At 71.7% G+C, this 25367-nt stretch carries 24 protein-coding genes; 10 read left to right on the top strand and 14 right to left on the bottom strand.

The window, feature by feature from the left end:
* Window position 1: 1 nt before the first annotated feature.
* The 3 genes from DJ010_RS06250 to DJ010_RS06240 all read right to left on the bottom strand — a co-directional run bounded on the left by DJ010_RS06250 (window position 2) and on the right by DJ010_RS06240 (window position 2755).
* Window positions 2-874: an MlaE family ABC transporter permease gene (locus DJ010_RS06250; RefSeq protein WP_245927278.1), complete on the bottom strand. Its 873-nt coding sequence runs from the start codon at window positions 872-874 to the stop codon at window positions 2-4.
* 3 nt (window positions 875-877) lie between these two features.
* Window positions 878-1705: an MlaE family ABC transporter permease gene (locus DJ010_RS06245; RefSeq protein ID WP_109692772.1), complete on the bottom strand. Its 828-nt coding sequence runs from the start codon at window positions 1703-1705 to the stop codon at window positions 878-880.
* Window positions 1706-1801: 96 nt separating this feature from the next.
* Window positions 1802-2755 (bottom strand): DNA-3-methyladenine glycosylase family protein, encoded by a 954-nt coding sequence (locus tag DJ010_RS06240; protein ID WP_109693129.1) that lies wholly within the window; start codon window positions 2753-2755, stop codon window positions 1802-1804.
* Window positions 2756-2831: 76 nt separating this feature from the next.
* On the opposite strand from DJ010_RS06240, the gene DJ010_RS06235 reads away from it, so the two are divergent.
* From DJ010_RS06235 to DJ010_RS06225, 3 genes are read left to right on the top strand one after another with little or no spacing between them, the layout of a single operon-like run.
* Window positions 2832-3425 carry a TetR/AcrR family transcriptional regulator gene (locus tag DJ010_RS06235; RefSeq protein WP_158282952.1) on the top strand — a complete coding sequence of 198 codons (594 nt, stop codon included), beginning with the start codon at window positions 2832-2834 and terminating at the stop codon, window positions 3423-3425.
* 35 nt (window positions 3426-3460) lie between these two features.
* Window positions 3461-4990: an ATP-dependent DNA ligase gene (locus DJ010_RS06230; RefSeq protein ID WP_109692770.1), complete on the top strand. Its 1530-nt coding sequence runs from the start codon at window positions 3461-3463 to the stop codon at window positions 4988-4990.
* 25 nt (window positions 4991-5015) lie between these two features.
* Window positions 5016-5717 carry a TetR/AcrR family transcriptional regulator gene (locus DJ010_RS06225; protein ID WP_109693128.1) on the top strand — a complete coding sequence of 234 codons (702 nt, stop codon included), beginning with the start codon at window positions 5016-5018 and terminating at the stop codon, window positions 5715-5717.
* An 84-nt stretch (window positions 5718-5801) separates the two neighbouring features.
* Here DJ010_RS06225 and DJ010_RS06220 read toward each other — a convergent pair whose 3' ends face one another.
* A complete protein-coding gene (locus DJ010_RS06220) occupies window positions 5802-7094 on the bottom strand; it encodes an acetyl-CoA C-acetyltransferase (RefSeq protein ID WP_109692769.1) in 1293 nt (430 codons plus the stop codon).
* A gap of 154 nt (window positions 7095-7248) precedes the next feature.
* Here DJ010_RS06220 and DJ010_RS06215 point away from each other — a divergent pair, with 154 nt between their 5' ends.
* Together DJ010_RS06215 and DJ010_RS06210 are read left to right on the top strand one after the other, a co-directional pair.
* On the top strand, window positions 7249-8595 hold the full coding sequence (locus DJ010_RS06215) for a 3-oxoacyl-ACP reductase (RefSeq protein ID WP_109692768.1): 1347 nt from the start codon (window positions 7249-7251) through the stop codon (window positions 8593-8595).
* 1 nt (window position 8596) lies between these two features.
* Complete coding sequence (locus tag DJ010_RS06210; RefSeq protein ID WP_109692767.1) at window positions 8597-9457, top strand: MaoC family dehydratase; 861 nt, start codon at window positions 8597-8599, stop codon at window positions 9455-9457.
* Between the two features lie 28 nt (window positions 9458-9485).
* Here DJ010_RS06210 and DJ010_RS06205 read toward each other — a convergent pair whose 3' ends face one another.
* The 5 genes from DJ010_RS06205 to DJ010_RS06185 form a co-directional block, all read right to left on the bottom strand.
* A complete protein-coding gene (locus DJ010_RS06205) occupies window positions 9486-10352 on the bottom strand; it encodes an acyl-CoA thioesterase (protein ID WP_109692766.1) in 867 nt (288 codons plus the stop codon).
* The gene (locus tag DJ010_RS06200; protein ID WP_245927276.1) at window positions 10349-11293 is read right to left on the bottom strand and encodes a proteasome assembly chaperone family protein; all 945 of its coding nucleotides are present in this window, start codon (window positions 11291-11293) and stop codon (window positions 10349-10351) included. Before DJ010_RS06200 ends, DJ010_RS06205 begins: the two co-directional genes overlap by 4 nt.
* 34 nt (window positions 11294-11327) lie before the next feature.
* Window positions 11328-12599: a hypothetical protein gene (locus tag DJ010_RS06195; RefSeq protein WP_109692765.1), complete on the bottom strand. Its 1272-nt coding sequence runs from the start codon at window positions 12597-12599 to the stop codon at window positions 11328-11330.
* Between the two features lie 76 nt (window positions 12600-12675).
* The gene (gene dxs / locus DJ010_RS06190) at window positions 12676-14604 is read right to left on the bottom strand and encodes a 1-deoxy-D-xylulose-5-phosphate synthase (RefSeq protein WP_109692764.1); all 1929 of its coding nucleotides are present in this window, start codon (window positions 14602-14604) and stop codon (window positions 12676-12678) included.
* 59 nt (window positions 14605-14663) lie between these two features.
* On the bottom strand, window positions 14664-15092 hold the full coding sequence (locus tag DJ010_RS06185; RefSeq protein WP_109692763.1) for an NUDIX hydrolase: 429 nt from the start codon (window positions 15090-15092) through the stop codon (window positions 14664-14666).
* 19 nt (window positions 15093-15111) lie between these two features.
* Between DJ010_RS06185 and DJ010_RS06180 the strand changes: the two genes are divergently transcribed.
* Complete coding sequence (locus DJ010_RS06180) at window positions 15112-15912, top strand: hypothetical protein (RefSeq protein ID WP_109692762.1); 801 nt, start codon at window positions 15112-15114, stop codon at window positions 15910-15912.
* On the opposite strand, the gene DJ010_RS06175 is transcribed toward DJ010_RS06180, so the two are convergent.
* Genes DJ010_RS06175 through DJ010_RS06160 form a run of 4 tightly spaced genes read right to left on the bottom strand, consistent with a single transcriptional unit; the run spans window position 15893 to window position 20219 of the window.
* Window positions 15893-16297, bottom strand: a complete 405-nt coding sequence (locus DJ010_RS06175) for a YjbQ family protein (protein ID WP_109692761.1) — start codon at window positions 16295-16297, stop codon at window positions 15893-15895. The genes DJ010_RS06180 and DJ010_RS06175 overlap by 20 nt on opposite strands.
* Window positions 16297-16620, bottom strand: a complete 324-nt coding sequence (locus DJ010_RS06170) for a thiamine-binding protein (protein ID WP_109693126.1) — start codon at window positions 16618-16620, stop codon at window positions 16297-16299. The genes DJ010_RS06175 and DJ010_RS06170 overlap by 1 nt, the downstream gene beginning before the upstream one ends.
* 30 nt (window positions 16621-16650) lie before the next feature.
* Window positions 16651-17337 (bottom strand): hypothetical protein, encoded by a 687-nt coding sequence (locus tag DJ010_RS06165; protein ID WP_109692760.1) that lies wholly within the window; start codon window positions 17335-17337, stop codon window positions 16651-16653.
* An 8-nt stretch (window positions 17338-17345) separates the two neighbouring features.
* The gene (locus DJ010_RS06160; RefSeq protein ID WP_109692759.1) at window positions 17346-20219 is read right to left on the bottom strand and encodes an aconitate hydratase; all 2874 of its coding nucleotides are present in this window, start codon (window positions 20217-20219) and stop codon (window positions 17346-17348) included.
* A gap of 268 nt (window positions 20220-20487) precedes the next feature.
* Between DJ010_RS06160 and DJ010_RS06155 the strand changes: the two genes are divergently transcribed.
* Entirely contained in the window at window positions 20488-20799 is a 312-nt protein-coding gene (locus tag DJ010_RS06155; protein WP_109692758.1) for a helix-turn-helix domain-containing protein, read from the top strand.
* A gap of 7 nt (window positions 20800-20806) precedes the next feature.
* On the opposite strand, the gene DJ010_RS06150 is transcribed toward DJ010_RS06155, so the two are convergent.
* Complete coding sequence (locus DJ010_RS06150) at window positions 20807-22687, bottom strand: ABC transporter ATP-binding protein (protein WP_109692757.1); 1881 nt, start codon at window positions 22685-22687, stop codon at window positions 20807-20809.
* Between the two features lie 57 nt (window positions 22688-22744).
* Between DJ010_RS06150 and DJ010_RS06145 the strand changes: the two genes are divergently transcribed.
* Genes DJ010_RS06145 through DJ010_RS06135 form a run of 3 tightly spaced genes read left to right on the top strand, consistent with a single transcriptional unit; the run spans window position 22745 to window position 25327 of the window.
* Complete coding sequence (locus DJ010_RS06145; RefSeq protein ID WP_109692756.1) at window positions 22745-23554, top strand: ABC transporter permease; 810 nt, start codon at window positions 22745-22747, stop codon at window positions 23552-23554.
* On the top strand, window positions 23547-24374 hold the full coding sequence (locus tag DJ010_RS06140) for an ABC transporter permease (protein ID WP_109692755.1): 828 nt from the start codon (window positions 23547-23549) through the stop codon (window positions 24372-24374). Before DJ010_RS06145 ends, DJ010_RS06140 begins: the two co-directional genes overlap by 8 nt.
* Window positions 24371-25327, top strand: a complete 957-nt coding sequence (locus DJ010_RS06135; protein ID WP_109692754.1) for an ABC transporter ATP-binding protein — start codon at window positions 24371-24373, stop codon at window positions 25325-25327. The genes DJ010_RS06140 and DJ010_RS06135 overlap by 4 nt, the downstream gene beginning before the upstream one ends.
* Window positions 25328-25367: the final 40 nt, after the last annotated feature.

Here is a 25367-nt window from a genome sequence, read left to right as displayed (position 1 = left end):
CTCACCCCGAGATCCGGAAGCCCGGGTCGCCGCCCCAGAAGAGGAGCGTGAGGACCATGTCGAGCAGGACGACGGAGACGATGCTGGCGCGGATCGCCGCGCCGGTCGCCTCTCCGACCGCCTGCGGCCCGCCGCCGACCTTCATGCCGTACCAGCAGTGGATGAGGGCGATGGCGAGCGCGAAGATCAGGATCTTCACGACCGACAGGAAGATGTCGCGCCCCTGGATGAAGGTGGAGAAGTAGTGGTCGTACTGGCCTGGTGACTGCCCGAAGAGGACGACGACCGAGACCTGCGACGCGACGTAGCTGCCGATGAGGCCGATCAGGTAGAGCGGGAGGATCGCCAGCATGCAGGCGACGACGCGGGTCGCGACGACGTAGCGCATCGGGTCGACCGCCATCACCTCGAGCGCGTCGATCTCCTCATAGATCTTCATCGAGCCGATCTGGGCGGTGAACCGGCAGCCGACCTGGGCGCCGAGGGCGATGGCCGCGATCAGCGGCGCGAGCTCGCGGGTGTTGGCGCTCGCGGAGATGAACCCGGTCAGCGGCGCGAGGCCGACGATCTCCAGGCCGTTGAACCCCTCGATGCCGATCGAGGTGCCGGCCGCGACCGACAGCAGCGCCATGACGCCGACGGTCCCGCCGCCGACGAGGAGGGCCCCGCTGCCCCAGGCGATGTCCTTGAGCTGCCGGAACATCTCCTTGGGGTAGAGCGCCAACGTGGACGGGATCGCCCTGACGACGTCGAGCGCGAAGGATGCGAAGTACCCGATCGTGGCCAGTGCCGACATGACCGAGTCGGTCATCCCGACCAGGGAGTCGGAGAACCGTTCGCCGAGGGAGCGAGCCCGTGGCTGCAGGCTCGCCATGGCTCAGGCCACCCCCTGCGGGACGAGCATCACGTAGGCCTGGGTGATGCCGACGTTGACGATGGCCAGCAGGATCACGCTGAGGACGACGGCCTGGTTGACCGCATCGGCGACGGCCTTCGGGCCGCCGCGGGCGTTCAGGCCCTTCTGGGCGGCCACGACGACCGCGATGAACCCGAAGATGAGCGCTTTGAGCTCCGCGAGGATCAGGTCCGTCGGTTGCGCGAGCCCCACGAACGACTCGAGATAGGTGCCCGAGGAGATCTGACCGGTGCCGACGACCAGGGCGAAAGCGGTGATCATCGCGGTCATCGCGACGATGACCGTGAGCAGCGCGGCGATCAGGAGCGCCGCGAGCACCCGGGGTGCGACCAGTCGTTGGATGGGCGAGATGCCCATGACCATCAAGGCGTCGGTCTCCTCGCGGACCGTCCGGGCACCGAGGTCGGAGCAGATCGCGGACCCGACGGCGCCGGCGATCATGAGCGAGGTGACGAGGGGCGCTCCCTGTCGCAGGACCCCGATGCCGTTGACCGCACCGATGAACGACTGGGCGCCGATCTGGTTGGCGGCGGCGCCGATCTGGACCGAGGTGATGACGCCGAACGGGATCGAGACGAGGATCGTCGGGAGCAGCGACACCCGCGTCATGAACCAGCACTGGAGCAGGAACTCGCTCCAGGAGAAGCGGCGCGCGAGGATGTCCGTGACGCCGTAGCGCACCGACTCGGTGCCGAGGATCACCAGGTTGCCGCCGGTCACGATCCCCGCCCTGGCTCGGTCGAGAAGGTTGTCGACGATCGATCGCCCGCCGGCGAACACTGCCGTCATCGCGGCCCCTTCTCGGTCAGGACAGCGGCCTCACCGACTCGTGGGCCGAGCCGCTGGGTGCCTGTTGCTCGGTGTAACAGATATCACGTCAAAACGTCACACGTCGGGCAAGTGTCCACGAAGTGACGCCCGGTGACCACGCCTCGGGCGCCGGAGCCGAGCGGCGTCCAGGAGCAGCAGGACCCGGCCCCGGTGGGGGCGCCACGGCTCCAGCAGCTCCGCGAGCTCGAGGTCGTCGATCTCCCGTCCCACCAACGCCCAACCGGCGTCCTTGGCTACGTGGTAGTCGCCGAACGACACCGCGTCGTTGTCGCCGAGGACCCGCTGGCGGACCTCGGCACTGGTCCACACCCCGAGGCCCGGCAGGCTGCGGATCGCGCGGTCGAGGGCGTTCGCGGTCGCGGCGGTGGGGTCCGCGCGCGCCGCGATCCGCTCGAAGGCGTCGGCGTGCCGCGCCGCGGTGACGACGGCCCGCGAGCGGGCAGGGTCGATGTGGAGCCCGAGCCACGCCCACGACGGGATGCCGGCCAGTGTCGCGGCGTCGGGCTGGACGTGGAGGCCGACGGCCGCGCCGGGGCCGGGCGCGGGCTCGCCGTACTTCCGGACGAGCGTGCGGAAGCCGGCGAACGCCTCCGTGCCGGTCACCTTCTGCTCGATGATCGACGGCACCAGCGACTCGAGCGGCCGGAGCGTGCGACCGCGGCGCACGTGCGGGTAGCGGCGCCGCGCCTCGGCGACCACCGGGTGGCGGGGCTCGAACCCGGTCCAGTCGTCGGCGGCGCCGAGCAGGTCGGGCAGCTGGTCGAGGGCCCACCGGGACCCGGGCCCCCACGCCCGCGCCCGCACCTCGCCCTCACCGTCCTGGCTGTGGATCGCGAGGGCGACCGGGCCCTCGGGCGTGCGGCTGGCACGCCAGTGCGGGCCGCGCTCCCCCGGCGGCGCGAGCCGCATCGTCGGGTCGCCCGCACCGCGCCGCTGCTGGAGCAGGAGGTGGCGGACCGGGCAGGGCCAGTCGGGACGCCACGCCCTGGTCGCATCCGGCTCCTCCACGGACCAGAACACTAGGCTCTTGCTCCGACACGAAACATTTTCGCCGACACACGACACTATTCCGGGAGCAGGAACCGTGAGCACGACGCCGGACACCCGCCGCCCACGCCTCGACCAGGAGGCGGTGCTGCAGGCCGCGGAGGCCCTCGTCGATCGCGAGGGGTACGACGCGCTCACGATGACCTCGCTCGCCGCGGAGCTCGACACCCGGGTGTCCTCGCTCTACAACCACGTCGCGAACCTCGAGGACCTCCGCTCGCTGATCCAGGTGCGCGCGATGCGCCTGCTGGGCGAGCACGTGCGGCGCGCAGCGATGGGCCACGCCGGCGCCGACGGACTCCGGGTCCTCAGCCACCAGCTGCGGGCCTTCGCCCGGTCGAAGCCGGAGCGGTACGCCGCCATCACCCGGCCGCCGATCGACCCGGAGGTCTTCTTCGCCGCCGCCGCCGACACCATCGAGGCGCTCGCGGTGATGGTGCGCTCGGCCGGGCTGCCCGAGGACCGGCTGCTGCCGACGGGGATGGCCGTCTTCGCCGCCCTGCACGGCTTCGTGTCGCTGGAGGCGGCCGGCTACTTCGGTGAGGTCCCGGACGACCTCGACGCGGTCTACGAGATGGTCATCCGCGGCGCGGTCACAGCCGCCGTGATCGAGGCGACGCACCAGGCCTAGGCACGCTGGGGGCGGTCCCGGATAGCGTCTGGACGGTGCTGCTCAACGAGGTCGTCGAGGTGTCCGCCGCGGTCGCCGCCACCCGGTCGCGCAAGGAGAAGACCGCGCTGATCGCCGGGCTGCTGGCCCGCGCCGAGCCGGCGCAGCGGGAGCTGGTCGCGGCCTACGTCAGCGGGCGGCTCCGCCAGCGGCGCACGGGGGTGGGCTGGCGCAGCCTCCAGACCCTGCCCGAGCCGGCCGCCGAGCCGTCGCTCGGCGTCGACGAGGTCGATGGCGCGTTCGAGGAGCTGTCCGCCCTCTCCGGCGCCGGGTCGGTGGCGGCCCGTTCGGCCGCGGTCGCCGCGCTGTTCGGACGGGCCACCGTCGCCGAGCAGGAGTGGCTGCGGGGGGTCGCCCTCGGCAACATCCGCCAGGGCGCCCTGGAGGCGGTGATGACCGAGGGGGTGGCGGCCGCGGCCGACGTGCCCGTCGCCGACGTGCGCCGCGCCGCGATGCTTGCCGGCGGGGCCACCTACGTCGTCGGCGCCGCCTTCGACGGCCCGGACGCGCTGGCGGACATCGGGTTGACCGTGGGGCGGCCGGTGCAGCCGATGCTGGCGTCCTCGGCGCCCGACCTCGATGCCGCGATCGCCAAGGTGGGCGACCAGTCCGGCGGGATCGTCGGCCTTGCCGTCGACGCCAAGCTCGACGGCATCCGGATCCAGGTGCACCGCCGTGGCGAGGAGGTCCTCGTCGCCACCCGCAGCCTCGACGACATCACCCACCGGCTGCCCGAGGTGGTCGAGGTGGTGCGCGCGCTGCCGGCGACCGACCTGGTGATCGACGGCGAGGCGATCGCCCTGGACGAGGCCGGCCGCCCGCGGCCGTTCCAGGAGACCGCGTCGCGCACGGCGTCAGCGGCGGACGGGATCACCGCGGTCACGCCGTACTTCTTCGACGTGCTGCACCTCGACGGTCGCGACCTGCTCGACCTGCCCGCGACCGAGCGCTGGTCGGCGCTGGAGGCGCTGGTCCCCGAGCAGCACCGGGTGCCGCGCTGGCAGGGCACCGACCCCGCTGTGGCGCGGGCGTTCTCCGAGCAGGTGCTCGCCGACGGCCACGAGGGGGTCGTCGTGAAGGCGGCGGGGGCGCCGTACGCCGCCGGCCGGCGCGGCGCTTCCTGGGTCAAGGTCAAGCCGGTATACACCCTCGACCTGGTCGTCCTCGCCGTCGAGTGGGGCTCGGGCCGGCGCCGAGGGCTGCTGTCCAACATCCACCTCGGCGCCCGCGACGAGGAAGACCCCGAGCGGTTCGTGATGCTCGGCAAGACGTTCAAGGGGATGACCGACGAGATGCTGGCCTGGCAGACCGAGCGGTTCCAGGAGCTGAAGACCTCTGAGGACGACTGGGTGGTGCGGGTCCGGCCGGAGCAGGTCGTCGAGATCGCCTTCGACGGGCTGCAGCGCTCGACCCGCTACCCCGGCGGGCTGGCGCTGCGCTTCGCGCGGGTCCTCCGCTACCGCGACGACAAGGGGCCGGAGCAGGCCGACACCATCCAGTCGTTGCGCACGATGTTGCAACACTGAGTTGCACATCGCGTACAGTTCCCTCATGGCGACCCGCGCACCCGAGACGGACGGACGCCGCAAGGCGGCGGCTGCACGCCGGCGTGCGCGCAAGGAGCAGATCATCGCGGCCACCCGCGAGCTGTTCGACTCCCGTGGGGTGCGCGACGTCCAGATCGAGGAGATCGCCGGCGCCGTCGGCATCAACCGCGCGATCGTCTACCGGCACTTCACCGGCAAGGAGGAGCTCTTCGCGCTCACCCTCGTCGGCTACCTCGACGAGCTGCACGAGGCGATGTCGGCCGCAGCTCGGTCCACCGACGACACCACCGACCGGCTGGCGGCCGTGGTGGGCGCGTTCTTCGACTACGGCGTCGCCCACCCGGCGTTCGTCGACTGTGCCCTCGCGCTGATGGTGCGGCCCGGCGACGAGCTGCTCGACGAGATCTCCGAGGGCGCCCTGTTCCGCCTCGGCCGCGGCATCACCTCGTGCATGACGATCCTCTCCGACGTGCTCGCCGACGGCATCGCGTCCGGCGAGTTCTCGGTGAAGGGCGACCCGGTGCTGATGGCGAACACGATGTACGCCAGCGGTCTCGGCGCCCTCCAGCTCGCCCGGCTCGGGATCCTCGTGAGCGAGGCCGCCCCGGGCATGCCGACGGTCAGCGAGATGCCGGCCGACCAGGTCCGCGACTACGTAGTGTCCTCGGCGCTCGCGCTGGTCACCCGCAACGTCCTGCAGCCCTGACCCACCGACGCGAGAGGGCCCGCCCGGTGTCCCGGGCGGGCCCTCGCCGTCGGCGCTGCCTCAGTGCGTCGTGCGCGTCGGGGGTCAGCGCTCCATGATCGCGACGACGCCCTGACCGCCGGCAGCGCAGACCGAGATCAGCGCGCGGCCGGACCCCTTGGCCGCGAGCAGCTTCGCGGTGTTGGCGACGATGCGACCGCCGGTCGCGGCGAACGGGTGACCCGCGGCGAGCGAAGAGCCCTTCACGTTCAGCTTGCTGCGGTCGATCGAGCCGAGGGGCGCGTCGAGGCCGAGCCGCTCCTTGCAGAACACCGGGCTCTCCCAGGCCGCCAGGGTCGACAGGACCTGCGAGGCGAACGCCTCGTGGATCTCGTAGTAGTCGAAGTCCTGGAGCGTCAGCCCGTGGCGGGCGAGCAGCCGCGGCACGGCGTACGCCGGCGCCATCAGCAGGCCCTCGTGGCCGTTGACGAAGTCGACCGCGGCGACCTCGGAGTCCACGAAGTAGGCCAGCGGGGTGAGCCCGTGCTCGTCGGCCCACTCGTCGGAGGCCAGCAGCACCGCGGAAGCCCCGTCGGTCAGCGGGGTCGAGTTGCCCGCGGTCATCGTCGCCGCCTCGCCCTTGCCGAAGACCGGCTTGAGCTTGGCGAGCTTCTCCAACGAGGAGTCGGCGCGGAGGTTGTTGTCGCGCTCGAGACCGCGGAACGGCGTGACCAGGTCGTCCTGCCAGCCCTCGTCGTAGGACCGGGCGAGGTTGTGGTGGGAGGTCACGGCGAGCTCGTCCTGCGCCTCGCGGGTGATCTGCCACTCCAGCGCGGTGAGCGCCTGGTGGTCTCCCATCGACAGCCGGGTCCGGGGCTCTCCGTTCGAGGGGATCGCCAGGCCGATGTCGCCGGGACGGATGCTCGCGAGCACCGCGAGCCGGTCCTTGGTCGACCGGGCGTTGTTGAGCTGGATCAGCTTCTTGCGCAGCTTCTCCGAGATCGCGATCGGTGCGTCGGAGGTGGTGTCGACGCCGCCCCCGATGCCGGACTCGAGCTGGCCGAGCTTGATCTTGTTGGCGACGTAGTTGATGGCCTGGAGGCCGGTGCCGCACGCCTGCTGCAGGTCGACGGCCGCCGTCTCCGGGGCGAGCTTGCTGCCGAGCACAGACTCGCGGACCAGGTTGAAGTCGCGGCTGTGCTTGAGGACGGCACCGCCGGCGACCTCCCCGATGCGCTCGCCCTCGAGCCCGAACCGGGCAGCCAGCCCGTCGAGCGTGGCAGTGAGCATCTCCTGGTTGGAGGCGGTGGCGTAGGCACCGTTGGAGCGGGCGAAGGGGATCCGGTTGCCGCCGATGACAGCGGCCCGGCGTACCGAGGAACGAGCAGAGTCAGCCATGTTTCCCATCCTCCTGCCTCAGGCCGCTCCAGAGAACGGATTGAGGGCCAGATCACGAAATGTGGACTCAGAGTTACACATCCTGTTACATAACGATCGAGCGGGCCCGGCCCGTGGACCTAGAAGAACACTGAGCGCGGAGGCACTCCCCATCATGAGCGACAAGTACCAGGGCTTCGTCTCGACCCCGATCGGCAAGCTGCTGGTCAAGAACCTCGGGCTCCCCAGCCCCACCAAGCTCGAGCGCTACGAGGCCGGCGCCCCGCTGGTCGACGGCACCGTCCTGGTCGGCGGCACCGGCCGGCTCGCCGAGTCGCTCCCCGGACTGCTCGACCTCCTCGGCATCGCCTCCACCGCCACCGCGGGCGAGTGCGAGCGGATCAAGGGCGTCGTGTTCGACGCGTCCGGGCTCACCGACTCCACGCAGCTGGTCGCGCTCCGCGACTTCTTCACCCCGATCCTGCGCAGCCTCGACAGCTGCGCGCGGGTGGTCGTGATCGGCACGCCGCCCGAGCTGACCAGCGGGCCGGAGCGGGTCGCCCAGCGAGCGCTCGAGGGCTTCACCCGCAGCCTCGGCAAGGAGATCGGCAAGGGCAGCACGGTGCAGCTGGTCTACGTCGCCGAGGGCTCCGAGGCCGGCGTGACCAGCACCCTGGGCTTCCTCCTCTCCCCCAAGTCCGCCTACGTCTCCGGTCAGGTCGTCCGCATCGGCGTCCACGGCAAGGGCACGGTCACCGAGGTCGCCGACCACACCCGGCCGCTGGCCGGCAAGGTCGCGCTCGTCACGGGCGCCAGCCGCGGCATCGGCGAGGCGATCGCACGGGTCCTCCACCGCGACGGCGCGAAGGTCGTCGGCCTCGACGTCCCGCAGGCCGCGAGCGAGCTGCAGACCCTCATGAAGGAGCTGGACGGCGACTGGCTGACGCTCGACATCAGCGGCGACGACGCCCCCCAGCGGATCGCCCACCACCTCGCGGAGAAGCACGGCGGCGTCGACGTCGTCGTGCACAACGCCGGCATCACCCGCGACCGCAAGCTCGCCAACATGGCCCCCAACGACAAGGGCGACCGCTGGGCGCAGGTCCTGGGCGTGAACCTGACGGCCCCGGAGCGAATCACGCGCGAGCTCCTGGACCAGGGCGTCGTCAACGAGGGCGGATCGATCGTCGGCGTCGCGAGCATCGCCGGCATCGCCGGCAACGTGGGCCAGACCAACTACGCCGCGTCGAAGGCCGGCGTCATCGGCCTGGTCGACTCGCTGGCCGACGAGCTGAAGGACAGCATCACCATCAACGCCGTCGCCCCGGGCTTCATCATCACCCAGATGACCGCCGCGGTGCCGTTCGCCACCCGCGAGGTCGGCCAGCGCCTGAACGCGATGGCGCAGGGCGGCCTGCCGGTCGACGTCGCCGAGACCATCGCCTGGTACGCCAACCCGGCCTCCAGCCTGGTCAACGGCAACGTGGTCCGCGTGTGCGGCCAGATGATGCTGGGTGCCTGACATGGCCGTCCCCGTGATGCTCAAGGCGGCGCTGCCCGCCATCCCGGGTGTGAACCAGCTCCCCGGCATCAAGAAGTCCGGCGGGTCGCTCCCCGACGTCGAGCTCCGCCGCGACGGCGTCGCGGTGACGCGCTCGGAGGTCGACCGCTACGCAGCGGTGTGCGGCTTCCCGGCCAAGGACGTCGCGCCGGTGCCCTACCTCCACATGCTCGCGTTCCCGCTGCACATGGAGCTGATGACGAGCTCGGCGTTCCCCTTCCCGGCCATCGGCTCGGTGCACCTGGAGAACTCGATCACCCAGCACCGGCCGGTCGCGATCGGCGAGACCGTCTCGCTGTCGCTCCGTGCCGACAACCTGCGCGCCAGCACCAAGGGGCGCGCTTGGGACATGAACGTGGTCGGCACCGTCGCCAGCTCCTCGGGTGAACCGGAGGTCGTGTGGGAGTCGGTCTCGACGTACCTCCGCGTCGGCGGGGGCGACAAGGAGAACGGCGACCCCGGGCGGTCGTTCGCGTCGGTCGACGTCAAGGGGCCGGTCTGGCGCCTGCCCGACAACCTCGGCCGCACCTACGGTGCGGTGTCCGGGGACCGCAACCCGATCCACCTCCACCCGCTGACGGCGAAGGCGCTGGGCTTCCCGCGCCACATCGTCCACGGCATGTGGAGCAAGGCGCGGTGCGTCGCCGCTCTCGAGAATCGGCTGCCGGACGCCGTCCGGGTCGAGGTCGCCTTCAAGAAGCCCATCTTCCTGCCCGGCAAGGCGCGGTTCGGCGCCGAGGTGACCGCCACCGGCTGGGACTTCGCGCTGGTCGACCCGAAGTCGGGCGCCCCGCACCTGCTGGGACGTACGACGGGGCTCTGACCGCTGCCGCGGTCCGCCAGCGCTCGCGTCAGCGCGTGCGTTGGCGGATCAGGCCCTCCTGGGCCACCGTCGCGACGAGCGTGCCGTCCTGCGTGTAGACCCGACCGAGCGACAGGCCGCGCGCTCCGCTCGCCGACGGTGACCACTGGTCGTAGAGCCACCACTCGTCCGCGCGGAACGGGCGGTGGAACCAGATGGTGTGGTCGAGCGAGGCCATCTGCACCTTGTTGGGGTCGGCGTCGTGCGCGGCGAGCGAGGCGCCGAGCAGCGAGATGTCGCTGGCGTAGGTGAACGCGGCCAGGTGCTCGAGCGGGTCGTCGGACAGCCGCCCGTCGGTGCGCATCCACAGCTGGGTGCGCGACGGGTGCTTCGGGTCCGGCTCGAGGCCGTGACGGGAGTTGCCGAGCCAACGGACCTCGAGGGCGGCCCACTCCTTCTTGAGGGCCTCACCCTCGCCGCCGCTCTCCTCCATCAGGTCGAGCATGTTGACGCCCTCGTCGGGCGACTTCACCTCGGGCATCGGCTCCTGGTGCTCGAGCCCGTCCTCGGGACGCTGGAAGTTGAGCGACTGGTAGTAGATCGGCCGCCCGTGCTGGCGGGCCAGCACCCGTCGGGTCGCGAACGACCGGCCGTCCCGGATCCGCTCGACGTCGTAGATGATCGGCACGTTGTAGTCGCCGGGCAGCAGGAAGTAGGAGTGCAGCGAGTGGACGTGGAAGCCCGCGTCCACCGACCGGGTGCCCGCGATGAGCGCCTGGGCGGCCACCTGGCCGCCGTACACCCGCTGCCGCACCGACTCCGGCTGCCGCCCGCGGTACAGGTCGGTGTCGAGCTCCTCGAGGTCGAGCAGCGACACCAGCCGCCGGGTCGCCTCGCTGCTCGCCCGCTCGCTCACTGGTTGCCTCCGCTGTCGTCGGGATGTTCGAGGCCGGCGAGGAACTGCTCGAACTGCTGTCCGATCTCCTCCCCGGTGGGGAGCGGCTGGTCCTCGGCGAGCAGGCTGGTCCCGCTCTCCTCGGCTCGCGCGAACGCGTCGTACTGCTGCTCCAACGCGGTGACGACGTCGCCGACCTCGGCGTTGGCGGCGAGGTAGCGGGCGATCTCCTCCTCGCGCTCGTCGGCCTGCGCGGCCAGGCCGCCCAGGTCGATCGTCAGCCGGGCGGCGAGCTCGACCTGCTCGAGGAGCGCGTGCGACGCGCGCGGGTAGTCGAGCTGCGCGAGGTAGTGGGGCACGTGGGCGACGAAGCCGAGGGCGTCGCGTCCCCACTCCCCGAGCCGCACCTCGAGCAGCGCCTGCGCGCTGCTGGGGATCCGCAGCTCGCCGCGCCACGGGCTGGTGCCGGTGAGGAGCTCGGCGTTGTTGGCGTGGTGGGTGATCGCGATCGGCCGGGTGTGCGGCACTGCCATCGGCACGGAGCCGATGCCGACGACGAGGCTGACCGAGAACCGCTCGACGACCTCGAGCACGGCGCGGCAGAACGCCTCCCAGCGGATGTCGGGCTCGGGCCCGTGCAGCAGGAGGTACGGCGTGTCGCCCTCGTCGCGCAGCAGCCGGACCACCAGCCGCGGCGGGTCGTAGCCCTCGTAGTGGTCGCGGACGAACGACATCGGTGGCCGGCGCGCCCGGTAGTCGTGGAGCTGGTCGACGTCGAACGTCGCGACGACCACTCCGCCGCCGACGTCGGCACCCTCGGCCACGAGGTGCCGGCACGCGATCGCGCCGGCGTTGCCGGCGTCGAGGAATCCGTCGAGCGCGACGACCATCCGCAGCTCCTCCACCCCCGCGAGCTCCGGCACGTCGTCGACGATGTGCACCAGGCGCGAGGATGAGGTCACGGACAAACGATACTGACCGGGTCGCCCGTCCGGATCAGGAGTAGGTGCGGGTCATCAGGTCGACGCCGTTGGTGACCAGGTCGGTGGTGCTGATCCCGAGCTGCTCCGAGACCACGCTCTCCTGGTCCGCCCCGCCGGCGAGCCCGTCGAGCAGGGCCCACAGCGCGTCCTCGCCGTAGTTGGCGGCGACGTACTCGCACACCCACCACGAGACGGCGTACCAGCCCTCGGCGTCCTCGCCGGCGAAATCCTCGTCGGCGGGCAGCCGGTCGACGCCGGACGCGGCGAGGCTCAGGGCGTCGGTCTGCAGCCGCCGGGCGGAGGGCGAGATCGGACGGACCGAGACGTACTCCGCGAGCCCCTCGCTGAGCCAGAGCGGCACGCCGCGGCCGCGGTCGCCCACCGCGACGTGGGTGAGCTCGTGGCGCACCAGCCGGTCCAGCCCCTCCTCGTCCCCGTCGAGGACGTCCGGGTTCAGGACGATGCGGTACGACGCCACCTTCCCGCCGCCCGTCTCCGCGTCCCGCGGCACGGGGACGGTCGCGCCGTCGAGGCGGTCGGGGTCGGTCACGGGGAGCCCGTCGAGCGAGTCGAGGAAAGCGCCGTCCGAGAGCACGTAGACGACCACCCCGCCAGGGTCGTCGATGTCGACCGGCAGCACCGAGCGGACGGCGAACCGGCTCTCCGAGACCGAGTCGATCACCTCGTCGGCGTGGACGACGGTGCCGGCGTCGAGGACGGCGAGCACCCCGGGTCCGTCCCGCACCTCGATCTCGCCGAGATCCCAGGGCTGGGGTTGCGGTCCGGCGCGGCCCCACTCCGGGTCGGTCGTGGCGGTGACCAGGTAGCGCCGCCCGTCACGGGCCGGCGCGAACCGCCAGCGGTCGCGGGTGATGACGGGCGCGACGTCGTACCCCTCCAGCTGGAGGCGGACGGTGACCACGGCCCAGTACGCGTCGCTGTCGCCGTCGGGCTCGAGCGAGCCGTGCGACACCTCGAAGCGCAGGGTCTCGATCGGCAGCTGCTCGAGGTTGCCGTAGTAGCGGCCCTGCTCGGCCGCGAAGTCGGCGTCGCGCCGGGCGTAGGTGCGGTCGAACCGCAGCCGGTCCCGGCCGACGAGCGCGCGGGCCCGCTGCCGAAGCGTCTGCTGGATAGCGTCGACGACCCCGGCCTCGGGGTCGGAGGTCGCGGCGGGCGGCTCGTCGCCGCACGCGACGAGCAGCGGCGCGGCCAGGACGAGCAGGAAGGTCGCGACCGCGCGGCGGACCCGGCTGCTAGCCGGCGGCGCGGCGGGAGACGGTGGCACCGGTCACCTGCCCGCAAGCCGACGACGGTCGGCCAACACCCGGTGCCACCGCCGGAGACGCGCTCGGCGCATCCACCTAGTGCTTCTGGTCGGCATCGAGGAGCGTCCGGTGGTCCGCCGCGGCGGCGGTGCCGTGCGTCTCCGTGCCGGCGATCTCGTGCACGATGTCGAGGGCGATCGCCTGCGCCGAGAGGCCGATCCGCTCGAGGATGACCGCGCGCTTGGCGTGGTCGAGGAACTCCTGGGGGATGCCGTGGATCCGCACGGGCACGTCGATGCCGGCGGCCGAGAGGGTCTGCAGGAGCACGGCGCCGACGCCGCCCACCACGCCGTTGTCCTCGATCGTCACGACCAGCTGGTGCTTGGCGGCCAGCGCCACCAGCGCCGGGTTGACCGGCTTCACCCAGCGCGGATCGACGACGGTGACGCCGATCCCCTGCGCCGACAGCCGCTCCGCGACCTCGACGCCGGTGCCGGCCATCGCGCCCACCGCGACGACGAGCACGTCCCGCTTGCCGTCACGGGCCAGCACGTCGAGGCCCTGCACATGGTCGACCGCCTCGATGTCGGCGGGCGGCGGACCCTTGGGGAAGCGCACCACCGTCGGTGCGTCCGCGACCTCGACCGCCTCGTCGAGCAGCTCGCGCATCCGCGTGACGTCGCGGGGCGCCGCGAGCCGGAGGCCCGGCACCACCTGGAGGACCGACATGTCCCACATGCCGTTGTGGCTGGCGCCGTCGTCGCCGGTCACGCCGGACCGGTCGAGCACGAAGGTGACACCGCACTTGTGCAGCGCGACGTCCATCAGCACCTGGTCGAAGGCGCGGTTGAGGAAGGTGGCGTAGACGGCGACGACGGGGTGGAGGCCGCCGATCGCGAGTCCGGCTGCGGACGTGGCCGCGTGCTGCTCGGCGATCCCGACGTCGAAGGTGCGCTCGGGGAAGCGGGCCTGGAACTTGTCGAGCCCGACCGGGTGCATCATCGCCGCGGTGATCGCGACGACGTCGGGCCGACGGGCGCCGATCTGCACGATGTGGTCGGCGAAGTGGTCGGTCCAGATCGGGCCCTTGGGCTTCTCGGCGCCGGTCTGCACGTCGAACGGCCCGGGTGCGTGGAACTGGTCGGCCTCGTGCCGCTCGGCCGGGTCGTAGCCGAAGCCCTTGCGGGTGATGGCGTGCACGATGACCGGGCCGCCGAACTTCTTGGCCTGCTGGAGGGCCTGCTCCATCGCCGGGCGGTCGTGGCCGTCGACGGGGCCGACGTACTTCAGGCCGAGGTCCTCGAACAGCCCCTGCGGCGCGAGGGCGTCCTTGAGGCCCTTCTTGACCGCGTGGAGGGCGTCGTAGGCGGCCGGACCGACGGCGGGTACGGCGTTGACGCGCTTCTTCACCAGCTCGAGCACCTGCTCGTAGCGCGGGTTGGTGCGCAGCCCGGTGAGCGCCGTGGCGAGCCCCCCGATCGTCGGGGTGTAGGAACGGCCGTTGTCGTTGACGACGATCACCAGCCGCGAGTCGCGGGCGATCGCGATGTTGTTGAGCGCCTCCCAGGCCATGCCGCCGGTGAGCGCCCCGTCGCCGATCACGGCGACGGTGTGGCGGTCCTCGCCACGGATCGCGTAGGCCTTGGCGATGCCGTCGGCATAGCTGAGCGCGGTCGAGGCGTGGGAGTTCTCAACGATGTCGTGCTCCGACTCCGCCTGGCTCGGGTAACCGCTGATGCCGCCCTCGCGGCGCAGCGTCCCGAAGTCCGCCGCGCGCCCGGTGACCAGCTTGTGCACGTAGGCCTGGTGACCGGTGTCGAAGACCACCTTGTCCCGCGGGCTGTCGAAGACCCGGTGGATCGCCAGCGTCAGCTCGACCACGCCGAGGTTCGGCCCGAGGTGTCCGCTGTTGGTCGCGACCGTGCGGATCAACAGGTCGCGGATCTCGCTGGCGAGGGTCGTCAGCTCGTCCTCGGAGAGGTCCCGCAGGTCGCGGGGCGTGGCGATCCGGTCGAGGTGTGACATGGGTGCGAGTTTATGCCGTCGGCGGTCGAGGAGCCTCTTCGCCGGCGGCGCGACGCCGGTCACCCGCACAGGGCGCGGTAGCGGTCCGAGGCGAGGAACTCCGGAAGGACCATCCCGGCCGCCGCGGTCAGGGGCAGCCCGTTCAGGGCAGCCGGGTCGACGAACACGATCTGTCGTCCCTCCCCCACGACGACGTCGGCATCGGTGAGCGTCGTCGCCGCCGTGTAGATCCGCACGTCGTCGACGGAGCCGTAGGCCTCGTGGTAGATCGAGAACGCCTGCCAGGGCTCCAGCCCCGGCGGCTCGACGTGGATCCCCGTCTCCTCCGCCAGCTCGCGGTAGGCGGCACCGTCGGGCTCCTCCCCAGGGTCGACGTGACCACCCACGAAACCCCAGCACTCCGGGTCGATCGCCGGGTGCTCGTCCCGCTCCTGCAGCAGCACCCGACCGCGGGGGTCGACGAGGATGATCGACGCGAACTGACGCATGCGGCCTATCCTCCCAGGCGTGATGATCCGACCGGCCGAGCTCGAGGCCATCCGCAGGGGCGAGATCGACCTGGCGTTCCGACGCTGGAACCGGGCCCGGGTCAAGGTCGGCACCCGGCTGCGCACCGCCGTCGGGGTGCTCGAGGTCACCAGCGTCGAGCAGGTGGCGGTCTCGGCCCTGCGCGCGGAGGACGCCCGCCGCAGCGGGGCGCCGTCGCTGACCGCGCTCAAGGAGGCCCTCTCCGCCAGGGCGGACCGCCCGGCGTACCGCGTCGGGCTGCGGTACGACGGCGCCGACCCCCGCGAGACGCTCCGTGCCACGGTGCCCGGTGCCGAGGAGATCACCGGCATCCTGGCCGGGCTCGATCGGCTGGACGCGTCCTCGGCCATCGGCCCCTGGACCCGCACCACCCTGCGCATGATCGACGCCAACCCGGAGGTCCGCGCTCCGGAGCTGGCCGCGCAGCTCGGGAGGCCGACCGCGGAGTTCAAGCGCGACGTCCGCAAGCTCAAGGAACGCGGCCTCACCGAGTCGCTGGCGATCGGCTACCGGCTGTCGCCGCGGGGCGAGGCCGTGCTCGACCACGTGGACGGCCCCCGCGATCGGGCGCCGCGCCGCGCGGGCACGCCGCTGCCGCGCACCATCGGCGCCCCGGCCACCCGTGCGCTGCGGGAGGTCGGGGTGCACACGCTCGAGGACGCCGCCCGCTGGACCCGCGCCGACCTGGCGGCACTGCACGGTGTCGGCCCGATAGCGCTGGACCGGATCGGCGCCTCGCTCGCGGAGCGAGGCCTGGACTTCAGCCCGTCAGGAAGCTGAGCCGCACCTCGCGCTCGTGGTTGTCGACGTTGAGGTCGACCAGGCAGACGCTCTGCCAGGTGCCGAGCGCGAGCCGGCCGCCGAGCACCGGCAGCGTCGCGTACGGCGGCACCAGCGCCGGCATCACGTGCGACCGGCCGTGCCCGGGGGTGCCGTGCCGGTGCCGCCAACGGTCGTCGGCCGGCAGCAGGTCGGCGAGCGCGGCGAGCAGGTCGTCGTCGCTGCCGGCGCCGGTCTCGATGATCGCGATCCCCGCGGTCGCGTGCGGCACGAACACGTGCAGGAGCCCGTCGCCCCGCCCGGCCGCGAACTCCGCGCAGGTGCTGGTGATGTCGAGGACCGTGTCCTCGCCACCGGTCCGGAAGCCGAAGGTCTCGCTGTCCATCAGGCGCCGTCCTGGCCGCCCGGCCCCAGCGCCTGCTCGATCCGCTCCACCTTGGCGGCGAGCTGGCCGGTGCGGCCGGGGCGGATGTCGGCCTTGAGCACCAGCCCGACGCGGGGCGAGGTCTCGGCGACGACGTCGACGGCCATCTTCACCACGGCCATCACCTCGTCCCACTCCCCCTCGATGTTGGTGAACATCGCGTTGGTCTCGTTGGGGAGGCCGGACTCCCGCACGACCCGGATGGCGGCGGCGACAGCCTCGGTGACACCGCCCGTCTCGTCGACGGCCGGACCGGAGGGCGAGATGCTGAAGGCGACGAGCATGTCGCCCACGGTAGTGCGACGGTCAGCGCGCTAGAACACGTGGTACTCGCGCGGCGCGAGGAAGAAGCCGGTCTCGGCCGCGAGGTCGATGCAGGTGACGCTGTACCTGTCGACGAGGCACCGGACGTCCTTCCCGTCAGACACCACCCCGTCGCCGAGGACCTGCTGCGCGCCCGGCTCGCGGATGGTGTCGGTGTTGCAGACTGGTCGCGCCTCGCCTTCGAACGTCTCGATCCGGCCCACGCCCTCGGCCGAGCCGCCGCACACCTCCTCGTCCTTCACGAAGCCTCGGCTGAGCTCGCACGCCGGCCCGATGACCGGATCGTCGAGCAGGCAGTAGAGCAGGTCCTCGTCGGTCGAGAACCGCCGCAGCGGCTGTGCGATCGGTCGTCCCGCCTCGTCGATGAGCGCGCTGGCCTTGCGGTAGGTCGTCGGGCCGGTCGGTCGATCGGTGGGGGGCTCCGGCGACGGCCCGGCGGTCTCGGTCGGCGGCGCGTCGCCCGTCGTCGACGTGGTCGCGTCGGTCGGCGATGTGTTCGCCCGCGTCGTTGGGGAGGTCGCGCTCCCCGTCGTCTCGGTCGCGCCGGCCCCGGAGATCGACGGCCGTGTCGTGATGGTCGGCACGTCGTCGGCGTCGCCGCCGCCCGACCCGCACCCGGTCAGCACGGGCGCTGCTGCCAGAGCGAGCAGCAGCGTCGCCGTGCCGATCGGACGCATCGCGCGGATCAAGCCCGCAACAGGTTGCGGAGGACGTACTGCATGATGCCGCCGTTGCGGTAGTAGCTCGCCTCGCCGGGGGTGTCGATCCGGACGACGGCGTCGAACTCCACGGCGTCCGCCTTGACCTTCACCGTGCGCGGCGTGGTGCCGTCGTTGAGCTCGGTGATCCCGGTGATCGTGAACGTCTCCTCGCCGGTCAGGCCCAGCGACTCGGCGTTCTCACCCTCCGGGAACTGCAGCGGGATCACGCCCATGCCGATCAGGTTCGAGCGGTGGATCCGCTCGTAGGACTCGGCGATGACGGCCTTGACGCCCAGCAGCGAGGTGCCCTTGGCCGCCCAGTCGCGCGACGAGCCGGAGCCGTACTCCTTGCCCGCGAGGACGACCAGCGGGATGCCGGCGGCGATGTAGTTCTCCGAGGCCTCGAAGACCGTGGTCACCTCACCGCCGTCGGTGAAGTCCCGCGTGAAGCCGCCCTCGGTGCCCGGCGCGAGCTGGTTGCGCAGCCGGATGTTGGCGAAGGTGCCGCGGATCATGACCTCGTGGTTGCCGCGGCGCGAGCCGTAGGAGTTGAAGTCGCGCTGCTCCACCCCGTGCTCGGCGAGGTACCTGCCCGCGGGCGAGTCCTTCTTGATCGCGCCGGCCGGGCTGATGTGGTCGGTCGTCACGGAGTCGCCGAGCTTGAGCAGCACCCGGGCGCCGTCGATGTCGGTGACCGGGGTCGGCTCCTGCGGCATGTCCTCGAAGTACGGCGCCCGGCGCACGTAGGTCGATTCCGGGTCCCACTCGAAGGTGTCGCCCTCCGGGGTGGGCAGCGAGCGCCACTGCTCGTCCCCGGCGAAGACGTCCTTGTAGCTCTCGTCGAACATGTCGGAGCTGATCGCAGCGGCGATGACCTCCTCGATCTCCGCCGGCGAGGGCCAGATGTCCTTCATGTAGACGTCGTTGCCGTCGCTGTCCTGGCCGAGCGGGTCGTTGAACAGGTCGACGTCCATCGAGCCGGCCAGCGCGTAGGCCACGACGAGCGGCGGCGAGGCCAGGTAGTTCATCTTGATGTCCGGGTTGATCCGGCCCTCGAAGTTGCGGTTGCCCGACAGCACGGAGACCACGGCGAGGTCGTTGTCGTTGACGGCCTGGCTGACCTCGGGGATCAGCGGCCCGGAGTTGCCGATGCAGGTGGTGCAGCCGTAGCCGACCAGGTTGAACCCGAGCTTGTCGAGGTAGGGCGTCAGGCCGGACTTCTCGTAGTAGTCCGACACCACCTTGGAGCCGGGAGCCAGCGTGGTCTTGACCCACGGCTTGCGCTGGAGGCCCTTCTCGACCGCCTTCTTCGCCAGCAGGGCGGCGCCGATCATCACCGACGGGTTCGAGGTGTTGGTGCACGAGGTGATCGCGGCGATGGTCACCGCACCGTGGTCGATCTCGAACTCGGTGCCGTCCTCGAGGGTCACCCGGGCGGGGTTGGAGGGCCGTCCGGCACCGCCCCCGGCACCGGCGTGGTCGTGCCAGTCGTCGGGCGCTCCCTTGCCGTTGCCCCCCTCGGAATGGGCGGGCGCGTCGCTGGACGGGAAGGACTCGTCGGAGGCTTCATCGACCTTGGACTTCTCGGCTTCGTCGGGCGTCTCCTGGGCAGGCACTCCTGGCTGGTCCGATCCACCCTCGGGCGCGCCGTCGCTCGCGTAGTCGGCCAGGGCTGTGCGGAAGGCTTCCTTGGCGTCCGAGAGCGACACCCGGTCCTGGGGCCGCTTGGGCCCGGCCAGCGACGGGACGACCGTCGCCAGGTCGAGCTCGAGCTTCTCGGAGAACCGGGGCTCGGCGTCCGGGTCGTGCCACAGGCCCTGCTCCTTGGCGTAGGCCTCCACCAGGGCCAGCTGCTCCTCCGAGCGGCCGGTGAGCTTGAGGTACTTGATCGTCTCCCCGTCGATCGGGAAGACCGCGATCGTGGAGCCGAACTCGGGGCTCATGTTGCCGATCGTGGCGCGATTGGCCAACGGCAGCACGGAGACGCCGGGCCCGTAGAACTCGACGAACTTGCCGACCACGCCGTGCTCGCGCAGCATCTCGGTGATGGTGAGCACCAGGTCCGTCGCGGTGGCGCCCTCGGGCAGGTCACCGGAGAGCTTGAAGCCCACGACCCGCGGGATCAGCATGCTGACCGGCTGGCCGAGCATGGCGGCCTCGGCCTCGATGCCGCCGACGCCCCACCCGACGACGCCGATCCCGTTGACCATCGTCGTGTGGGAGTCGGTGCCGACACAGGTGTCGGGGTAGGCCTGGAGAACGCCGCCGACCTCGCGGGTGAAGGCGACTCGCGCCAGGTGCTCGATGTTGACCTGGTGGACGATGCCGGTGCCCGGCGGCACCACCTTGAAGTCGGAGAACGCCGTCTGGCCCCACCGCAGGAACTGGTAGCGCTCGCGATTGCGCTCGTACTCGATCTCGACGTTGCGCTGGAACGACTCCGGGGTGCCGAAGACGTCGGCGATCACCGAGTGGTCGATGACCATCTCGGCCGGGGCGAGCGGGTTGATCTTGGTGGCGTCGCCGCCGAGCTCCGCCATCGCCTCCCGCATCGTCGCCAGGTCGACGACGCAGGGCACACCCGTGAAGTCCTGCATGATCACGCGGGCGGGCGTGAACTGGATCTCCTTGTCGGGCTGGGCGTTCTCGTCCCAGCCGGCCAGCGCCTTGATGTCGTCGGCGGTGATGTCGGCGCCGTCCTCGGTGCGGAGGAGGTTCTCCAGCAGCACCTTCAGCGAGAACGGGAGCGACGCCTGGTCGAGCCCCTCGCCGGTGACCGCGTCGAGCCGGAAGATCTCGTAGGACCTCCCGTCCACGTCCAGGGTGCTCTTGGCGCCGAAGCTGTCCTTGCTGGCCATCCGCGTCTCCGTCCTCTTACGACTTCTCTGTCGGGTGGGGCTTCCTGCCATCCTGCCGCCGCGCTGGTCGGGGCGGATAGTGAGGCTGTCCTAACTCCCGGACATCGGATCTCCCGATATCTCTTGATATCAAGATACATGACGGAGGGGCAGTGGACCAGACGGCGTCCACGCCCGGCGCGCCGTCTCACAACCGTCTCACCTTCGCCGGCGCGCAGTGCGCGCACCGCGCGGCCTCCCTAGCCTCGGCCGAGGACGAGGAGTAGTCATGAGCGAGCCGGGACCGGGCACCATCGCCGAGGCGTCGCCCCGGCACCTCCAGGTCGTCGGACCTGGATACGCGACGGCACCACCGTCCAGGGACGCGTACTCCTGGACCGCACGGCTCTCGCGCCGCGAGGCCGACGTGCTGCGCCTCCTCGCCGAGGGCCAGTCGACGGTCGAGATCGCCGGCACCCTCTTCATCTCCCCCGCCACCGTGAAGTGCCACGTGGCCCGGCTGATCGCGAAGGTCGGCGTCCGCGACCGGGTGCAGCTGGTGGTCGCGGCCTACCGCAGCGGCTTCGTCGGGCTCGACTGAGCGCGGGTCAGGCCGGCAGCTCGTCGCCGGCCTCCGCGAACTGGGTGCGGTAGAGCTCCTCGTAGCGGCCGCCGGCCGCCAGCAGCTCGACGTGCGTGCCGCGCTCGACGATCCGGCCGTCCTCGACGACGAGGATGACGTCGGCGGTGCGGATGGTCGAGAGCCGGTGCGCGATGACGAGCGCGGTCCGGCCGGCCAGCACCTCGGAGAGTGCCGCTTGGACCGCCGCCTCCGAGGTCGAGTCGAGCGAGGCGGTCGCCTCGTCGAGGACCACCACTCGCGGCCGTTTCAGCAGCAGGCGGGCGATCGTCAGCCGCTGCCGCTCGCCTCCGGAGAGGCGGTAGCCGCGCTCCCCCACGACGGTGGCCAGCCCGTCGGGCAGCGACCGCACCAGGTCCGCCAGGCGCGCCCGCTCCAGCGCGTCCCAGACCTCCTCCTCCGACGCGTCCGGCCGCGCGAACAGCAGGTTGCCGCGGATGGAGTCGTGGAAGAGGTGCCCGTCCTGGGTCACCATGCCGACCGTGTCCCGGATCGCCGCCGCAGAGAGATCGCGCACGTCGACGCCGGCAAGGCGGACGGCGCCCGCGTCGACGTCGTACAACCGCGAGACGAGCTGGGCGATCGTGGACTTCCCGGCCCCCGAGGACCCGACAAGGGCGACCACCTGGCCCGGCTCCGCCCGCAGCGTGACGCCGTGGAGGACCTCCTCACCACCACGTGCGTCCAGCGTCGCCACCTCCTCCAGGGACGCGAGCGAGACCCGGTCCGCCGACGGATAGGAGAACCGCACGTCGTCGAGCTCCACGGCCACCGGGCCCTCCGGCACGTCCCGCGCGCCGGGCCGGTCCTGGATCAGCGGCTCGAGGTCGAGCACCTCGAAGACCCGCTCGAAGCTCACCAATGCCGCCATCACCTCGACCCGCGCGCTCGCGAGGGCAGTGAGCGGGGCGTAGAGCCGGATGAGCAGCAGCGACAGCGCCACCACGTCGCCGGCGTCGAGCCCGCCGGTCAGGGCGTAGTAGCCGCCGAGGCCGTAGACGAGAGCCACCGCGAGCGCCGAGACGAGCGTCAGCGCCGTGACGAAGGTCGTCTGCACCAGGGCGGTCCGGACACCGATCTGCGCCACCCGCCGGGCGCGCGCGGCGAACTCGGCCGACTCGTGGTCGGGGCGGCCGAAGAGCTTGACCAGGGTTGCGCCGGGCGCGGAGAACCGCTCGGTCATCTGGTTGCCCATCGCGGCGTTGTGGTCGGCCGCCTCGCGCTGGATGCCAGCCAGTCGGTTGCCCATCCGCCGCGCCGGCACGACGAACACGGGAAGCAGCACCAGCGCGAGGAGCGTGACCCGCCAGGAGATGCCGAGCATCACCACGAGCGTGAGGACGAGCATCACGAGGTTTCCGACCACGCCGGACAGGGTGCTGCTGAACGCGCGCTGGGCGCCGATGACGTCGTTGTTGAGCCGGCTGACCAGCGCGCCGGTCCGCGTGCGGGTGAAGAACGCGATCGGCATCCGCTGGACGTGGTCGAACACGGCGGTGCGCAGGTCCAGGATCAGCGCCTCGCCGATGCTTGACGAGAGCCACCGGGTGACGAGCCCGATCGCCGCGTCGAGCACGGCGACGCCGCCGATGACCAGTGCCAGCAGCACCACGACCCGCGGCTCGTCGCCGGCCACGATCGAGTTGACCACCCGGCCAGCCAGCACCGGGGTCGCCACGGCCAGCGCGGCGCCCGCCACGCTGAGGAGGATGAAGCCGATCAGCTTGCGCCGGTGCGGCCGTGCGAACTCGAGGATCCGCCGGGCGGTTGCGGCGGTGAAGGCGCGGCTCTCGTCCGGCGCGCTCATCCGCCGGTACAGCTGGTTCCACGCGATCGACTCCATGCTCATGTGCTCGACACTAGGACTTGAAGTCGACTTGAACGCAAGCCTAGGTTGCTGTCTCTCATGCGAGCGACGATCAGGGTGTACTGGCGCATCCTCGTCGCCGGGTTCAGGCGGCAGTCGGCGTACCTCCTCGCCGCGTTCGGTGGCTTGGTCGCCAACACCACCTTCGGTCTGCTCAAGGTCGCGATCCTCTTCGCCACGGTGCGCGCCGCCGGCGGCGAGCTGCAGGGGTACGACATCGCGCTGATGAGCACCTACATCTGGGTGTCGCAGGGGCTGCTCGGGTCGGTCAACCTCTTCGGCCGGATCGACATCGCCGACCGGATCAAGGACGGCGACGTCGCCGTCGACTTCCTGCGACCGCTGGACGTGCAGGCGGCAGCGATCACGACCGAGGTCGGCAAGGCGATCTTCAACCTGATCCCGCGCGGCATCCCCTCGGTGCTGATCGGCGGCCTGGTCGTCGGGATGGCCCTGCCGGACGACCCCTTCGCCTACCTGTTGGGCGCGGTGAGCGTGCTGCTCGGCATCACGATCGCCGCCGCCACCGTCTACCTCGTGGTCGCCGCGCCCGGGTTCTGGCTGGTCGAGACCCGCGGGCTCCAGATCCTCTACATGGTGGTCTCGGGGTTCTTCGCCGGCCTGTTCGTGCCGATCTGGCTGTTCCCGGCCTGGCTGGAGGCGCTCGCCCAGGCGACGCCGTTCCCGTCGATGATGATGTACCCGGTCGACATCATCTCGGGTCGGGCGGACGGCACCGAGGCGCTGGTCCTCCTAGCCGCGCAGGTCGCCTGGCTCGTCGCCGTCGCCGCGCTGGGACAGCTGCTCACTCGCGCCGGACGCCGGCACCTGGAGGTGCAGGGTGGCTGACACCTCGACCGCCTCCTTACGGACCGCGCTCCGCCCCTACCTGGCCGTGCTCGGCTCCCGCGCCCGCTCGCAGCGCGCCTACCGCGCCAGCTTCGCGCTCGACCTGCTCAGCTCGCTCCTGGTGGGGGCGATCGAGCTCGCCGAGGTCTCGGTGCTGTTCCACAGCGTCGACGCCCTGGGCGGTCTCGACTTCACCGCGATCCTGCTGGTCTTCGGGCTCGCGGACCTCTGCTTCAGCCTGGCCGACATGTCGTTCGGCCACTGCGACAACCTGCCGTCGTACCTCCGTGCCGGCACCCTCGACGTCTTCTACCTGCGCCCGCAGCCGCTGCTGCTCCAGCTGATCACCAGCGACATCTCGCTGCGCCGGCTCGCACGGGCGGCCGTCGGGGCGGTCGCGCTGACCGTCGGGCTGGTCCTCAACGACATCGACTGGAGCCCGGCCCACGTGCTGCTGCTCGCGCTCGCGATCGTCAGCGGCTACGCGGTGTTCGCCGGCATGTTCGTGTGGGCCGGAGGTGCCCAGTTCTTCCTCGTCGAGGGCGCGGAGACGACCAACGCGTTCGTCTACGGCGGCCGCTACGCCGCGACCCAGCCCGCGTCGGTCTGGAACCGGCCGCTGTGGGCCGTGTTCGGGTTCTTCTTCCCGATGGTCTTCACCGGCTTCCTGCCGGCGCTCTGGCTGCTCGGCTACGCGCCGCCGTACGGCTTGCCGGACTGGGTGGGCTGGTGCGCCCCGGCGGCGGCGGTGTGGACCTGGACGCTGGCGCTCGCGAGCTGGCGGGTCGGCGTACGGCACTACCAAGGAGGCGGAGGATGAGCACCCCGATCATCGAGACGGACGGCCTGACCCGGGAGTTCCGGGTCCGCGACGCCCTGCGCCGACGGACCCTGGTGGCGGTCGACGACCTCTCGCTGCGGGTGGCGCCGGGCGAGGCCGTCGGCTACATCGGCGCCAACGGTGCCGGGAAGTCGACGACCATCAAGATGCTCACCGGGATCCTGGTGCCGACCCGCGGCTCGGTGACGACCTGCGGGCTCCGGCCGGTGCAGGACCGCCGTCGCCTGGCGCGTCAGGTGGGCGTGGTGTTCGGCCAGCGGTCGCAGCTGTGGTGGGACCTGCCGGTGCGCGAGTCGTTCCGGATCCTCGCAGCCATCCACGGCCTGTCGGCGAGCGAGGAGGCGAGCCGCACCGAGGAGCTCGTCGAACGGCTGGAGATGGCCGAGTTCCTGGCCACCCCGGTGCGCCAGCTCTCCCTCGGGCAGCGGATGCGCGGCGAGGTCGCCGCCGCGCTGCTCCACTCCCCCCGGCTGGTGATCCTCGACGAGCCGACCATCGGGCTCGACGTGCTGTCGAAGCAGCGGCTGCGCGAGTTCCTCGTGGCCGAGAGGCGGACCCACGGCACCACGCTGCTGCTCACCACCCACGACATGGGCGACGTCGAGCGGCTCTGCGACCGGGTCCTCGTCATCGACCGCGGCCGGCTGGCCTACGACGGCGACCTCCCCGGCCTGTCCCGGACCGTCGGCGCCGAGCGGGTGCTGGTCGTCGACCTCGCCGAGCCGGTCGACGACCTGACCGGCATCCCGAGCACCCGCCACCTCACGTCCGAGGGGCACGGCCTGCGCCAGCGGCTGGCCTTCGACGCGGAGGCGACTACCGCCGCCCGCGTGCTCGCTGCCGTGAGCGAGCGGGCCGAGGTCCTCGACCTCACCGTCGAGGAGCCCGACATCGAGGACGTCGTACGACGCATCTACGCCGCCCGTCGCTAGCCGACGCAACGAGAGCGCCCCGGCACGAGAAATCCGAGGG

This window comes from Nocardioides silvaticus (assembly GCF_003160695.1).
GTDB lineage: Bacteria > Actinomycetota > Actinomycetes > Propionibacteriales > Nocardioidaceae > Nocardioides > Nocardioides silvaticus.
Note: the sequence above shows the minus strand (reverse complement) of the source record. Positions and strands in the feature narration are given on the sequence as shown.